Here is a 14,352-nt window from a genome sequence, read left to right on the forward strand (position 1 = left end):
GTTCACGCCGCATCCGGCATGAACAACGCGCGCTTTGTCAACAAGTTAAGGTCAGTATTGCTACCGACTTTTAGTTTCATACTTCCGCCGTCTCTAAACGCGCTTTAATCTGTTCGTAATATTCATTATTAATCAGATAAAAGCGCATGATAAGTCCAGCTATCAGGTTGAGCACCGCTGGAACTATCGTCATTAATAAGCAGATCCCCCACAGCGCCTTCGGTGTTTGCTCAATGCCTGGTTGGTAGCCCATACAGGATAAAGCAATACCTATAAAGCCTCCCGCCAACCCCATACCGAATTTTTGAAAAAAGAGAATCCCGCCAAATGCCAGCCCGGAAACACGTTGCCCCGTTTTCATTTCGCCGTAATCCACCGATTCAGCAATAGATGCCCAATAGACGGGAAGCTGGATATCCGTCAGGAAGGTCACCACAATATAAAATGTAAAGGCTAACACTATAGAATCTGGTTGCACAAAATACATCGCGCCACCCACCACGAACGCCAGTAATTGGGTATAACGAAACATTTTTATTTTGTCATAGAAACGAGTAAGCCACGTGCAAGTTACCATCGCCATAACAGAAGCAATCACGCCTGAGGTTAAAAAGGGTGAAATTAAAGCATCCCCACCATTCAGATAATATTTTGCATAATATGCAGCTACAGAGTTACGAATAATCCCACCGAACATAATGACCGCGATGGCAACACCAAGAATTAGCCACTGATCATTTTTGACTAATAACCGAAACTGCGCGCTCATCCCAAGAGCAGGTCTTGGATGGTGGATACGTTCTTTTACACTAAAAAAACAATAAAGACATAAACACGTTGCCAGAATTCCCATTGCTCCCATTGCAATTTGATAACCCAGTTGTACATTATTCTTACCAAGATACATTGCAGATAAAGGAACAATAATAGTTACTGCAAACATCGCGATTTTTGTCATGACAAAACGAAAACCGTTGGCACTCAATCGCTCTTGTGGATCATCCGTGATCACGCTAATTAACGAAACATAAGGAATTGCGATGAATGTATATGTCAAGGTGAGTAAAATATAGGTCGCCCAGGCCCACAAAAGTTTCATCGAATAACCAACATCAGGCGTAATGAACATCAACCAAATGCTGATTCCAAAGGGTATCGACATAAAAAGCAACCATGGCCGATATTTTCCCCAACGCGTTATTGTTCTGTCTGTCAGCGTCCCTACAACAGGATCGATAACCGCATCAAGAATACGCACAGAAAATAACAGAATACCTAAATCTACCGGTTTCAGACCAAATATATCCGTGTAAAAATAAGTAATGATCATAGCCAAAGACATCATTACTATTGCGATAGCCATATCACCCGCGCCAAAACCTATCTTTTCATTTATCGTAAGTTTCATACACAGCACTCATTAATTATTTAAATTCATATTAAAAACAAATGTGTTAAAAATTTCAGCACATGATTTCTGTGAGTGAGGATAAATGCATTGGTAGATACCACAACAAACCATTAAATCATTATTGAACAACATCACACAAAAACCAATCTCATTTAACATCATGATTTTTAATTATAAATGTGGTTTTTTCTGTTTTATGTCACAGATAGTGAACAAGCATCATGCGTAATAAAAGCTAAAGAATGTAGAGTTGGTATCAACCACATGAAATGAGGCTTTGTCATGATAAGAATTTATAAAGCCAGTAAAGGTCAGTTAAAACATCGTGAAATCTTTGATGAAATAAAGAAAAAGATTGATAACGGTGAATGGAAAGAAGGCAAAGCTATACCAACAGAAAGAGAACTTTCAGAATATTATTTAAGCAGCAGAACAACGATTCGCAAGGCAATAGAAAGCCTGAAACAACGCGGCTATCTGCATAGTGTCCACGGGCAAGGGACATTTGTATTACCTGCTCGCAGTAGGGAAAATCATTTATTACACAGCTTTACTGATGATATTAAAGCTCGTGGCGGTATACCTGCACAGAATATTCTTGAGATGGGGTTGATTCCCGTCAGTGATGTCATCAGAAAAAATCTCGAACTGGATATTCATGTTCATACCGTATTTTACATTAAACGCATTCGTTATATGGGAAGTACACCACTGGGTATTCAAACATCATGGCTTGCATTAAATGACGGACAAGAAATAACCCAGGATGAGCTGCTGGCGACAGGTTCGCTCTATATTTTACTGGAAGAAAAACTCGCCATTAAACCTTTAGAGGCAACTGAAATTATCTCCGCCCGGCTTCCTTCCCCCCTGGAACGGACATTGCTGGAGCTGACGGCCGAAGATGTCGTATTGAGTTGTACCCGCGTCACGCTATCCGTAGAACGCAAACCGATGGAGTACGTTGAGATGGTTTATCCCGCAAGCCGCTACTCCTACAAGGCACGAATTACAAAAGATAGTTTTAGTGTGTAATAGAGAGAATATTGTGAACAAAATTGAAAAAAACGTTATTTATAACAAAATTTTAGGTTCGTTAGCCTGCGCAGGAATGGGCGATGCTTTAGGCGCGGCGACTGAACTCTACAGCATTGATGAGATAAAAGAGCAATGGGGTGGTTTTTTAAACGATTTTGTATCTCCTCCCGCCGATACTTTCGCTGGCTCATTGAAAGGTGTTGCTGGACTGATTACCGATGATTCCAGTCAAATGTATGTATTTTCAGAGGGATTAATCCAGGCTGGTTTTGATAACTTCACCAATAAGGATTGGTTGGCTTGCCTCCTGCGTTGGGCTGATATGCAGCCCTACGCAAATTACAAAGGCCCCACGACAGAACAAATCGTCAAAGCACTCAAAGAAGGTAGGCCAACAAACACCATTGGGCGCATTGGAACATCTTCTCGCCAGGCTCCCAATATCGGTACAACGAATGGTGCCGGGATGCGTGTCGCCCCAGCAGGATTAATCTGGCCAGGCAATAAAGAAAAAGCATGCAATCTGGCATTATTAACCTGTCTACCTTCGCATGACACTAATATTGCGATTGCCAGCGCATGCGCTATCGCAGCGGCAGCCTCCCAAGCCATGTTGCCGCAAGCCTCTCTTACATCATTACTGGACGCCGCAATCTGGGGAGCTAATTACGGCGAACATCTGGCAAAACAACATGCTCGGTGTGTGGCAGGACCGTCTATTGCCATGCGAATCCAGCTTGCAGCGGACATCGCCAGACGTGCTAATGATCTGGAGTCTTGCCTGCGAGAAATGGAAGGTCTGGTAGGTAACTCTGTCGCAGCTCACGAGTCAATTCCTGCGGCAATCGGCCTTCTGCTGTATTGCAAAGGAGAACCCTGGGAAACCATTTATGCTTGCGCCAATATCGGCAACGACACCGATAGCATCGCCACGATGGCAGGCGCAATTGCAGGAGCATGGCGCGGTTTTGATGCTCTCCCTAAAGACAAATATGCCTTTTTCCGTGCCGTAAATAATAAAGATTTCGACCTTGAAGCGACCGCGTCTGGCCTGACATTGCTTGCATTACAGGCACAGGAGAAATAATGAACATGTCAGCCCGTACTCCTATTATGCCATTAGCGAAAACTCGTGAGGAAATAGACACAACGGCGGCAGCGTTACGTCATTTGGCAATTATCTGGGGTGAATGTTTTTCTACTATTCAGCTCGATGAGTATGCTGTCAAACGCGTCTATATAGTGGGATCGGGCGACTCCTGGACGGTAGCACTGTGTGTCGCCGCATGGCTGGGAAAATATACACATCTGTCTTGTTCCGCATTGCAAACGTGGGATTTTCTTCAGACTGATTTAACCCGTTATCAGGAAGAAACGCTGATCATTATTCTCAGCGCGAGTGGCAGACCCTCATTGGCCGTTGACGCCTTCCACCACGCTGTATACTCAAACGCGCAAGTACTGGGTGTGACGAATTGCCCAGGAACGCCATTTTGCGCAATAACAGAAAATGTGCTCTACACATGGGCGAATAAGCAGGGTATTCCAACACAAAGTAGTAGTGTCACACTTTATGCCCTCCTGCGCTTAGTGCAAAAATTATGTCCAGACATAACACCACTGCAAATTGAAGAAGATTTGGAAGGGAAATTTAGACAGATTAATCGGCACTGGCAGCAAAAGAAGCGCCGTCTTTATCAGCAAAAAGAGATGACGTTTCTGGGTAGCGGCTTAAGTTGGGGACTGGCATTATCGGGCAGTAATTTACTTTCCTGTGGCCCACAGATTCGTGCGACAGCCCTTCCTGTGGAAGAATTCTATCATTCATTACGCTTATATCAAGTTGATGCCAGTCAGCATTATTTTTTAATACCAGCCACATCCTGCGAGTACCCATTTTACCTTGCAACCCAAAAAGCAATCATTGAACAGGGAGCAACAGCAGAATTAATCAGTTTTATACCTGACGCCAGTGAGTCCACCAATTTATTTCTGGTCATGCAGTGGTTATATGAAATGTGTTGGCATTTAAGTTCTGATTATGTCAACGCAGGCGGAAAACGCGTTAGCCATATGGAGAAATAAGGCTATGAAGAAATTTGATGTCGCCGCTTTAGGTAGTGGAAATATAGATATGTTTTTATCTATCCCGTCACTCCCCACACGTGGCGGTAAAGTGATCGGGGCACGCCTGGGCGAACAAGCTGGCGGCACCGTCGCCAACAGTGCCTGTGCGATGGGACAATTGGGTCTCGATGTTGTTTCGGTCTCATGTATAGGCAATGATCATTCGGCCTCGATCATTCTTGACGGATTTAAAAAACATCATGTGAATTGTGATTTCATTCAGGTAATCCCGGATTTAATTGCCAATACCGCGATTATTTTTATTGACGAATCAGGTGAAAAAACGTTGGTTTACTCACCTGGCAGCGATCATGAATGGGATGAAGAAAAAGCCCTACAGGCTATTGCTCAAAGTCATTATTTTTATTCGATGCCAGCCAATATAGAGAAATTTCGTATGCTGGCCCAATATGCCCATAGCCAGACGACAAAAGTCGTCGTTGATATTGAACCCCATATCGTTGCAACACCTGAGCGCCTTGCCAGTATTTTACAGCTTGCAGATATTGCGATTTTTAATTATGACGGCTTTATTCGTGGATATGCAGCAGAGCCAGATTGCGCTCTTCTGCATGATATACAAGAAGATTATCAACTTGATGCTATCGTGGTAACGCTGGATGCTCGGGGAGTGATTGCGGTCAAAGGCAATGAGCAAGTGCAAATCGGTAGTTATACAATCCCCGTTCTTGATACCACAGGCGCTGGAGATACTTTTAATGGTGCCTTTATTTATAGCTTAATAAAAAACATGTCTTTAATTGAAGCTCTGAAATTTGCCTCTGCTACAGCCGCAATAAATATTACCGCGTTAGGTGCCAGAGGCCATCTGGCGACGCCATCGGAGGTTAATCTTTTTCTTTTACAACACGACTAAAAATAGATATACACACACAGGTAAACATCATGAAAATAAAACATGCCGCTATTTTTCTGGCATTACCGCTGTTATGCGCAACAGCGCAGGCAAACAGTTTTCTTCATTATGCCGGCGAGTTTAACTTCCCTACGGGAGAAAAAAAGAACAATGTCACCATTGCGGGGATTTCTGCCATTACATTTGATCCCCAAAAGAATATTTTCTACGCTATTAACGATAGCAGAAACAATAATAAGGAGGGAGATGCCAGCCTTTATACGCTAAAAATGCAGGTGTCATCCAGGGGCATTGAGCAAGTAAATTTTCTCAACCAACGTCCACTGCTTGACGCAAAGCAGCAGCCTTTCATGATCAATATGGTGGATGCCGAAGGTCTGGCACTGACACACAATGGTGAATCGTTAATCTGGAGTTCGGAATTAGGTGCACCACTGCGTCTGAGCACTCTTGATGGCGTAATGGAGAAGGAGTTTACGTCTTTATTTCCTGCTCGCTTTAATATTAGCTCTGGCAAAGAGAGTACCAGTGGTATCCGCAGCGGCAATGCCTGGGAGGGCCTGACGCTTACACCTGATGGTAAATCACTTTTTATCGCCGTTGAAAGTAGTCTTAAGCAGGATGGACCTATTGCAAGCCCAATAAATTCAGGCACATCACGCTTACTGCAATTTTCTATGGATGCAGACGGTCAACCTTCAACGCAATTGCATGAATATCTCTATATTACTGATCCTGTTCCGCAAGTGAGTGAATTCGGTATTAATGATAATGGCGTATCCGAGATCCTGGCGTTGAATGATCACCAATTATTGGTCATCGAACGTTCCGGCAGGAACGTCAGTGCTGGGTTCAATGACTGGGATTACTCCGTCAGAGTTTATATGGTGGATTTAAATACCGCGAGCGATATCAAGAATATTGACAGTCTACAAGACTGGCCCAATAAATCCACGTTACAACCCGTCAGTAAAAAATTGTTGATCGATTTTGCCGATTACACTTCATCAGCGGATTGTATTGAAGGGGTAACATTCGGTCCTGAAATTGATGGGCATACATCATTAATATTTGTATCAGATAACAATTTCCAGCCTCATCAACAGACAAAATTCTATTTATTCATCGATAAGGAAAACAAACTTAAAATTTAGAATCAAACCACAGATATAAAAATTCTGACACCTGGAATTATCAGATGGTGTATTCAGCCACCAAAAATATATTTTATTCTGAAAGGGAATATTATGAACTCTTATCTTAAATTATCACTCGTAGGAATAATAACGTTATCTGGCTTTTCGCCTACGCTCACCTATGCAGAACAACCGCATGGATTTATTGATTATCGCCATGAGTATCTCGATGATACTCGCACTCACGCGGACCGTGTCGAATTTGGTACGTTTTTTAGCAACGGTATCGGCCTGATGGGGGAATTACGCTATAACACCGATGAAGGTGATAAAGATAAGTGGGACCCCTCACAATTTGGCAATAACGGAACAGGATTATCTGTCGTTTACCGCTTTAAGCCGCTGGATGACAAAAAGTTCTGGTTAGAACCCATGTTCTGGCTTGATACCACACAATATTGGTCAACTTACGAATATGGTCTTTCTGCTGGTTATGATTTCAGCAAAGAGTGGAAGGTTTCGGGTCGTTTTCGTTATGACATGGATAAAGCCACCGATAAATCTAAAGGTTATGGCAATGATGATCGTAATAACCGCCGTTACGATGTGTGGATCGATTATCGACCACAAAACACCAACTTCCAATATCAGTTAAACCTGGTCTATTACAATAATGGTTATTTAACCTGGAATGATGGTCATACAAACTACACTGCATCATTTAAAGTGGGGTATAAAATGGGATCATGGATACCTTATATGAGTGTTGCGGATTATAAAGGTGTGGATAAAACATCAAGCAATCGCCAAATCCGTTGGCGCTGGGGTCTGACCTATACTTTCTAATCTGGAATAAAAAAATGAATAATAAATTTAAAATCACCCTCTGGATGATGCTCTCTGCCCTACCTGCTTTATCTTGTGCACAGGTAAAAAATATAGTCACTAGCGAATATAGTACAGTCAATAAAATCATAACAGAAAAGGAAACTCTCTATCCTCCCAATAAGATATTATTAGTTTTTGATATTGATAATACGTTATTAACGAGTGGCACACGTATTGGCGGTGATATCTGGTATCAATGGCAAACCGGCAAACTACCGTTAAAACCAGATAGCTCACAAAAAGTTCCTTGCCTGTATGAAAATGCAATCAGTATGCTTTATGAACTTAGCCCTATGCAGCTTACCGAGTCACAGTTACCGGCGATGTTAAAACAATGGCAACAGAAACATACCGCCTTTGCTCTGACATCCAGGGCGCCAGATACACTCTTTCCAACATTACGTGAACTAAAGCGAAACGGCATTGATTTTTCTTCTTCCGCACTCAGGAAAAAAGAGGATGCTTTGCCACCCTTTGAAAAAGGAAAACTTAAACGCTCATGGTTGTACAGCCAGGGGATATTTTTTTCTTCCGGACAAGATAAAGGCGTAATTCTCGACTTTATGCTGGATAAAATGGAGAACAAATATGACGCGATTGTGTTTGTCGATGACGGACAAGCAAACATTAATGCGATGACGAAAATGTTTTCTACGGAAAAATGGTTCTCCACGGATTTTACCGTTATTCATTATACAAAAATAGAAAGCGATTTAATTAAGCAACAAGGGGCAGTCATTACACTCGCACAAACAGATATAATGAGTACCGACTGGAAGATGCTCTCTGGTTCACTGGCCAGTATATTTCCTGATCGACATAAATTGTGTCCGATCAACTAGCCCCCCCTGACAAAATGTCAGTCTTACCGGGATAATTATCATCAGGCATCTGAAATGGCTGCACCCGGTCAGCCATTCTTTCTTCCCGTTTTCAAACCCCGATGGAAATCGTTAATTCGCTTAATGGTTTTAACCGCACGCTGCGGCACTGCGGAAGCCACCGACCAGACAATCATTTCCAGGCACAACAATACCGTACCATGTAGCGGCGTTTTCCCCTTTTCATCGCCGCGCGGAACATGAATCACGATACTGGCGTCTTTGCTAAAACGCGAATCCAGAGCGTTTGTCAGCAAAATAACAGGGATCCCCAGCCGTCTTGCTTCACGCAGCGTTGTCAGTCCTTCCCGGTGTGCGGATTTTTGCGCCATCATGATCAATACATCACCACGCTGAAGCGCGATCAGTTGCTCGGCAAGGCCAATACCAGTACGGTTTAGCGCCGTGGCGGGTAAGCCAATGCGATTGAATAACCGTGCAGTATAGTCCGCCAGAATACCCGAAGCGCCAATGCCAAAAATAACAACTTGCCGCGCCTGCACCAGCATGGCTACCGCTTGTGCAAGCGCATGGCGGTTTTCAGGCTCTGACAGGACATTACAGGTATACAAATGCCCTTCAAGAACAAAATCGATTGCGGTGTTAACATCACTCGTCAAGTTACTCACCGTCGTAGACATCTTTTCGCTGGAACTAAGAGCAGGACCAAGCCACTGTTCCAGAGTGCGTTTCAGATCTCGTAGCCCCGCAAACCCCAGGGCCTGTATAGCCCGAATCACTGTGGCATCAGAAGTGTTCAATGTGGTCGCAATTTCCATCGCCGTTTGCTCGAGTACCACTTCACGATGTTCATTAATGTAGCTGGCGACGGCTCTTAACCCAGGCGTTAACTGACTCGCGCGAGTACGAAAACGCTCACCAAAAATATCAACTCGTGTTTTGTCTTTCTGAATCATTTGGCCTCCGGTAGAGGTCGCCCTGCAATTTGTGATTGTATCTGCGCGGCTATCAGCCCCAGAGATGCAAAGGAGTTAGAAATCGCCTCTTCACGAGAAATCAGCACATAGCGCCCGGAACGACAGGCCGTCAGAAATTGACACCATCCCGGCATGACTTTTTCCATTGCTGCCAGCTCATCCTGAGGTTTACCACCGGTGTCACCACGCCAGGTTGCAAAAACAAAATCGGCATCCAGTTCAGGCAAACGCTCCGCGCTCACATCCATTCGCCCACCTTCAGGAATGCTCTCAATCAGCGGCGGAAAGCGAAAACCAGCATCGCGTAATACACGCCCCAGCGAATGATAGCTATGCATCACATTAATTTTTCCCTGATTTGCCTGAATCACCGATACCGTTATTTTTTGGCTGTCCAGCGTCGCCTTCAGCGCATTGATTTGTGCCTGATAGCGGCGTTCAAGTATCGCCAGCCGCGCCTGCGTTCCTGTAAGTTCTGCCAGCTTGCGGTAGATTTCTGGCGCGCCCCCCTTGAGATGATCAATGCTCACCGTGGGCGCAATTTTTTCCAGTTGTTCAATGGGCGTATTACGGGTCGGTTCTGTGATGATCAGATCAGGCTTTGCCGCCACAATCGCTTCAATATCAATATCAGCAGTTCCAATAAAGGCTATCGATGAATTATCGAAGTCGACGCCTGTCAGTAACGCGCCTGATCGAATGAAATGGCTACCATCAGGCCGTGTTCGCCCGTGGCTGGCGACAGGAGGTACACCGAGCTCAATCAGAGGAATAGTGATATCAAGGTCGTGTAAAGAGACAATTCTCTTTGGATGTGCAGGAACAGTGACTTTGCGCCCTAAATCATCAGTAAAGACCTGAACCGGTTCTGTTGCACGGGCAAAAAATGACAACAGTATCAGCAGAGAAAAAAATAAACGCATATAACTCCCGTTAAAAACTGTTCCTGCGTTGCCAGAGCAGTAGTAAAAAGAATGGTCCACCAATCAGTGAAATAATGATTCCGGCTGGCAGTTGCAAAGGCAAAAAAGCCAAACGACCAATGCTATCCGCCAGGATAACTAATAACGCCCCCGATACTGCGCTCCCCAGCAGTAATGTCGTCTGCCCGCCACGCAGAATAAAACGTGATATATGCGGTGCTATCAATCCGACAAAACCGATGTTACCAACACATGAAACGCAGACAGCTGTCAGGATTATTGGTGCGGCTACACGCAATAACGCCAGACGGGAACTATTCACACCTAACCCGGTTGCAATCTGATGACCAAGCAGAGCGATATCCGCAGTCCGGGCGGTGAACAGCAATAAAAGAGCGGCTGGCACCATCCAACAGGCTGAAATACCGACTAACATCCAGTTGGCTGCATGAAGGCTTCCCGATAACCACATCAATGCAGTTTGTACATCACGAACATCTGCTGTGGTCATAAATACACCGATCCCGGCGGCGAAAAACCAGGACACGCCAATGCCTATCAGAACAAATCGCGGGCGAGAAATATCGCGCGCGCAAAAAATCACGATTAAAGCTACCAACAAGCCACCAGCAAGACCAGCCACTGGACGCCAGAACATTCCCAGCATTGGAAACTGGAAAATCAGCCACAGCACAGCCACGCTACATCCTTCTTTAACGCCGATTAAACCGGGATCGGCAAGGCCGTTACGCGCAATGGATTGCATTGCGGCTCCTGCCATACCTAACATGGCCCCGCATAGCAATGCCATGATGACTCTTGGCAAGCGGATATCCTGCACAATATAACGTGCGTCTGTGCTTACGTTTTCTGGAGCAAACAACGCTCGCCCGACTTCCGATGCCGGGACGGAGAAAGTGCCATGCATCAAACCGAATATCAGTATTCCAACCGCAAACAGAGACAGCCCACTAAGCAACACCAGGTTTTTAGGGCGCACCAGTGTCGAAAACTTACCAACACGTAGTGGGCGTAGTCCGACGTTCATTATCCGACTCATTTGAACATCCTCGTCGCCATAATGACAAAAACGGGCGCACCAACTAACGCCGTCATGACACCGGTCGCTAACTCATGGGGCGTGAAAAGCGTCCGGGCAATAATATCTGCCAGTAATAACAAAAGCGCGCCGACACAAGCTGAAAGAGGGAGCAGAACGCGCAGATCCGCTGATACCAGACGCCTGACAATCTGCGGTACTAGCAGACCGACAAAACCAATGGGGCCAGCAATCGATACGGCTGCGCCACAGAGCAACGCGATCGCAAGCAGAGTGAATGTTCGCGTGCGGAGTACCGAGACGCCCAGCCCCTGCGCCATGCGATCACCCAGTGCCAACATGTTAAGAGAGGGCGCAAGGTAAATGGCTAACACAACCCCCCCCAGAGAAAACCAGGCGGACGTACCCAGCGTCGCCCAATCCTGCCCCGCTAAATCACCTGCTAGCCATGTCCGCATCGCCAGCAGTGTTTGTTCGTCAAGAATCAGGATTGCAGCCGTTATTGAGGACACGAACGCCGATAGCGCCACGCCGCATAAAGTAACTTTCATTGGCGTTAACCCTGAACGCCCTGCGGAGGAAAGCAGCAATATCAACAGGAACAATAACGCGCCGCCCGTAGATGCCAGCAGTGGGCGTCCAACCGGAAAGGCCAGCCCAAGCGCACTGGCAGCAACGACAGCAAGAGCGGCTCCGGCATTTAAGCCTAAAATATGTGGCTCCCCCAATGGGTTACGAATGACAGCCTGCAATAAAGCACCAGCAACGCCAAGAGAAGCACCGGTAAGCAATGCTGCCGCTAAACGCGGCAAACGGAGTCTTACAATTACGTTGTGATCGAAGTTTTGCGGTTCAAAATGAAGAAATGCCTGCAACACCGTTTGTGGTGCAATAAATCGGGCACCAATCCCTGGATATACCACGCATCCCACCAGCAGTAAGGCGAGGAAAAATACAGTAACCAGCCCCGCGCGCATCATACTTTTTCTACACCACGAAACGGCATGAAAAACGGTTTCCCCGTCAGAGGATTTATTGATGCGTGAACATCAACGTCAAAGACAGCTTTTACCAGCTCAGGCGTGCAATGCTCCCCCTCATTCAACACACGCACCACTTTCCCCTGGCGTAAAAATATCAACGTATCGCCATAATTGACGGCAAAATTCAGATCATGCAACACCACGACGACTGTACGCCCGTGATGACGCGTTAAATCATGTAATAACTCAAGAATTTCAACCTGATAACGTAAATCAAGCCAGGTTGTGGGTTCATCCAGCAGGATATAAGGCGTCTTTTGCGCCAACACCATCGCAATCCAGCAACGCTGGCGCTGCCCACCAGAGAGTTTTTCAACCGGTAAATGTGCAAACTCCTGCGTACCGGTTAATTTCAGGGCCTCTTCTACCGCCTGCTCGTCGGCGTCGCTCCATTGACGTATGAAATTTTGCCAGGGAAAACGCCCACGCGACACCAGTTCATAAACGGTTAAGCCCTCCGGCAATAATGGCGACTGCGGCAAGATCCCAAGTCTACGGGATAACGCTTTCGTTGGTTGCTCGTGAATCGCTTTACCATCCAGCAATATAGAGCCGCCCATAGGCTGCAAGATACGTGCAATGGTGCTGAGCAACGTCGACTTTCCACAGCCGTTTGCCCCAACCAGAACGGTCATTTTTTCTGTGGGAACGGAGAAAGAAACACCATCAACAATGATTTTCTTGTGATACCCGGCAGAAACATTGTCGAGGATCAGCTCCTGCCCTTTTGCGTTATGTGCCACGTGTACGCCAACTTAATCAAAGACAAACAAAAATAAAACTCATTCTCTTTTGAGAGTTTGACGCCACAAAATGTAGTAGTCAAGAAGTTAAAATCCATACAAAAACAAGGTAAATAACAGGTGAAATATTTTTAAAGATAAAAATAAAATCATTAAATATTAATAAATTACCATCAATTGAATTGCATTAACCTCTCATAAAAACACATGTAGCAATTTTTTGTTATTTCTCATTTACTACTACATTACCGCATGGTTGAATGATTCTCAATTACATATCCGATGGTGAAATAACAAACGGATAGTGCTTAGTGAGCAACAAGAAACAATTTTCACTCACGACAATCCGTGAGTTTTTGGGATAACAGACTAAATGGCTAAGTTCACACCTTCATTCTCAGGAATCAAAGGTCGGGCGCTCTTTTCACTGCTCTTTGCAGCACCAATGATTCATGCAACCGACACTGCAACGACCAAAGATGGCGAAACAATCACTGTTACAGCGGATGCAAATACCGCAACTGAGGCTACCGATGGTTATCAACCTCTGAGCACTTCCACGGCGACATTAACCGATATGCCGATGCTGGATATCCCGCAGGTGGTCAATACGGTTAGCGATCAGGTTCTGGAAAATCAGAATGCGACGACGCTGGATGAGGCGCTTTATAACGTCAGTAACGTGGTACAGACCAATACATTAGGCGGAACTCAGGACGCCTTTGTACGTCGTGGGTTTGGTGCTAACCGGGATGGCTCCATCATGACCAACGGCCTGCGAACTGTACTTCCTCGCAGTTTCAACGCCGCCACAGAACGTGTGGAAGTGCTAAAAGGTCCGGCCTCCACGCTGTATGGCATTCTCGATCCTGGCGGACTGATTAACGTCGTGACAAAGCGCCCGGAAAAAACATTCCATGGTTCTGTCTCAGCCACGTCCTCCAGTTTCGGTGGTGGCACCGGGCAACTTGATATCACAGGCCCCATTGAAGGCACTCAGCTGGCATACCGCCTGACGGGGGAAGTGCAGGATGAAGATTACTGGCGGAATTTCGGTAAAGAGCGCAGTACATTTATTGCCCCATCACTCACCTGGTTTGGTGATAATGCAACAGTAACCATGCTCTATTCCCATCGGGATTATAAAACGCCGTTCGATCGTGGAACGATTTTCGACCTTACGACGAAACAGCCCGTAAACGTTGATCGAAAAATACGTTTCGACGAACCGTTTAATATTACAGATGGTCAGTCCGATCTGGCGCAACTCAACGCAGAATATCATCT

14 protein-coding genes are annotated in these 14,352 nt (G+C 45.5%); 8 read left to right on the forward strand and 6 right to left on the reverse strand.

All coding sequences use genetic code 11. From position 1 onward, the window contains the following. Positions 1–76 precede the first annotated feature (76 nt). Complete coding sequence (locus tag EQY_RS0112150; RefSeq protein WP_000778879.1) at positions 77–1,408, reverse strand: MFS transporter; 1,332 nt, start codon at positions 1,406–1,408, stop codon at positions 77–79. Between the two features lie 285 nt (positions 1,409–1,693). On the opposite strand from EQY_RS0112150, the gene EQY_RS0112155 reads away from it, so the two are divergent. From EQY_RS0112155 to EQY_RS0112185, 7 genes are all read left to right on the forward strand, one after another. Beyond that, complete coding sequence (locus EQY_RS0112155) at positions 1,694–2,446, forward strand: GntR family transcriptional regulator (protein ID WP_000619463.1); 753 nt, start codon at positions 1,694–1,696, stop codon at positions 2,444–2,446. A gap of 13 nt (positions 2,447–2,459) precedes the next feature. Further along, a complete protein-coding gene (locus EQY_RS0112160; RefSeq protein WP_001033109.1) occupies positions 2,460–3,536 on the forward strand; it encodes an ADP-ribosylglycohydrolase family protein in 1,077 nt (358 codons plus the stop codon). Further along, positions 3,536–4,534 carry an SIS domain-containing protein gene (locus EQY_RS0112165; RefSeq protein ID WP_010347835.1) on the forward strand — a complete coding sequence of 333 codons (999 nt, stop codon included), beginning with the start codon at positions 3,536–3,538 and terminating at the stop codon, positions 4,532–4,534. The genes EQY_RS0112160 and EQY_RS0112165 overlap by 1 nt, the downstream gene beginning before the upstream one ends. Before the next feature lie 4 nt (positions 4,535–4,538). Beyond that, on the forward strand, positions 4,539–5,453 hold the full coding sequence (locus EQY_RS0112170) for a carbohydrate kinase family protein (protein ID WP_024212550.1): 915 nt from the start codon (positions 4,539–4,541) through the stop codon (positions 5,451–5,453). Positions 5,454–5,482: 29 nt separating this feature from the next. Further along, complete coding sequence (locus tag EQY_RS0112175) at positions 5,483–6,607, forward strand: esterase-like activity of phytase family protein (RefSeq protein WP_000693793.1); 1,125 nt, start codon at positions 5,483–5,485, stop codon at positions 6,605–6,607. 93 nt (positions 6,608–6,700) lie between these two features. After that, the gene (locus tag EQY_RS0112180; RefSeq protein ID WP_001089848.1) at positions 6,701–7,435 is read left to right on the forward strand and encodes an oligogalacturonate-specific porin KdgM family protein; all 735 of its coding nucleotides are present in this window, start codon (positions 6,701–6,703) and stop codon (positions 7,433–7,435) included. Positions 7,436–7,449: 14 nt separating this feature from the next. Next, positions 7,450–8,319: a DUF2608 domain-containing protein gene (locus EQY_RS0112185; protein WP_001060175.1), complete on the forward strand. Its 870-nt coding sequence runs from the start codon at positions 7,450–7,452 to the stop codon at positions 8,317–8,319. A gap of 68 nt (positions 8,320–8,387) precedes the next feature. Here EQY_RS0112185 and EQY_RS0112190 read toward each other — a convergent pair whose 3' ends face one another. Genes EQY_RS0112190 through EQY_RS0112210 form a run of 5 tightly spaced genes read right to left on the reverse strand, consistent with a single transcriptional unit; the run spans position 8,388 to position 13,065 of the window. After that, positions 8,388–9,275: a MurR/RpiR family transcriptional regulator gene (locus tag EQY_RS0112190; protein ID WP_000614946.1), complete on the reverse strand. Its 888-nt coding sequence runs from the start codon at positions 9,273–9,275 to the stop codon at positions 8,388–8,390. Beyond that, positions 9,272–10,219, reverse strand: coding sequence for an iron-siderophore ABC transporter substrate-binding protein (locus tag EQY_RS0112195; RefSeq protein ID WP_010356901.1), 948 nt, complete (start codon positions 10,217–10,219; stop codon positions 9,272–9,274). Before EQY_RS0112195 ends, EQY_RS0112190 begins: the two co-directional genes overlap by 4 nt. 10 nt (positions 10,220–10,229) lie before the next feature. Beyond that, complete coding sequence (locus tag EQY_RS0112200; RefSeq protein ID WP_038808991.1) at positions 10,230–11,267, reverse strand: FecCD family ABC transporter permease; 1,038 nt, start codon at positions 11,265–11,267, stop codon at positions 10,230–10,232. An 8-nt stretch (positions 11,268–11,275) separates the two neighbouring features. Beyond that, complete coding sequence (locus EQY_RS0112205) at positions 11,276–12,259, reverse strand: FecCD family ABC transporter permease (protein WP_000984132.1); 984 nt, start codon at positions 12,257–12,259, stop codon at positions 11,276–11,278. Continuing rightward, positions 12,256–13,065, reverse strand: coding sequence for an ABC transporter ATP-binding protein (locus EQY_RS0112210; RefSeq protein WP_000940867.1), 810 nt, complete (start codon positions 13,063–13,065; stop codon positions 12,256–12,258). The genes EQY_RS0112205 and EQY_RS0112210 overlap by 4 nt, the downstream gene beginning before the upstream one ends. A 373-nt stretch (positions 13,066–13,438) precedes the next feature. Here EQY_RS0112210 and EQY_RS0112215 point away from each other — a divergent pair. Then, on the forward strand, positions 13,439–14,352 hold a 914-nt coding region (locus tag EQY_RS0112215), incomplete at its 3' end, for a TonB-dependent siderophore receptor (RefSeq protein WP_024212551.1).

The sequence above is a fragment of the Escherichia sp. TW14182 genome (assembly GCF_000208525.1).
Lineage (GTDB): Bacteria > Pseudomonadota > Gammaproteobacteria > Enterobacterales > Enterobacteriaceae > Escherichia > Escherichia ruysiae.

Bases quoted from the DNA above. Each gene is read 5' to 3' on its own strand.
- EQY_RS0112150 (WP_000778879.1), bottom strand. From the start codon at position 1,408: ATGAAACTTACGATAAATGAAAAGATAGGTTTTGGCGCGGGTGATATG.
- EQY_RS0112155 (WP_000619463.1), top strand. From the start codon at position 1,694: ATGATAAGAATTTATAAAGCCAGTAAAGGTCAGTTAAAACATCGTGAA.
- EQY_RS0112165 (WP_010347835.1), top strand. From the start codon at position 3,536: ATGAACATGTCAGCCCGTACTCCTATTATGCCATTAGCGAAAACTCGT.
- EQY_RS0112170 (WP_024212550.1), top strand. From the start codon at position 4,539: ATGAAGAAATTTGATGTCGCCGCTTTAGGTAGTGGAAATATAGATATG.
- EQY_RS0112175 (WP_000693793.1), top strand. From the start codon at position 5,483: ATGAAAATAAAACATGCCGCTATTTTTCTGGCATTACCGCTGTTATGC.
- EQY_RS0112180 (WP_001089848.1), top strand. From the start codon at position 6,701: ATGAACTCTTATCTTAAATTATCACTCGTAGGAATAATAACGTTATCT.
- EQY_RS0112185 (WP_001060175.1), top strand. From the start codon at position 7,450: ATGAATAATAAATTTAAAATCACCCTCTGGATGATGCTCTCTGCCCTA.
- EQY_RS0112190 (WP_000614946.1), bottom strand. From the start codon at position 9,275: ATGATTCAGAAAGACAAAACACGAGTTGATATTTTTGGTGAGCGTTTT.
- EQY_RS0112195 (WP_010356901.1), bottom strand. From the start codon at position 10,219: ATGCGTTTATTTTTTTCTCTGCTGATACTGTTGTCATTTTTTGCCCGT.
- EQY_RS0112200 (WP_038808991.1), bottom strand. From the start codon at position 11,267: ATGAACGTCGGACTACGCCCACTACGTGTTGGTAAGTTTTCGACACTG.
- EQY_RS0112205 (WP_000984132.1), bottom strand. From the start codon at position 12,259: ATGATGCGCGCGGGGCTGGTTACTGTATTTTTCCTCGCCTTACTGCTG.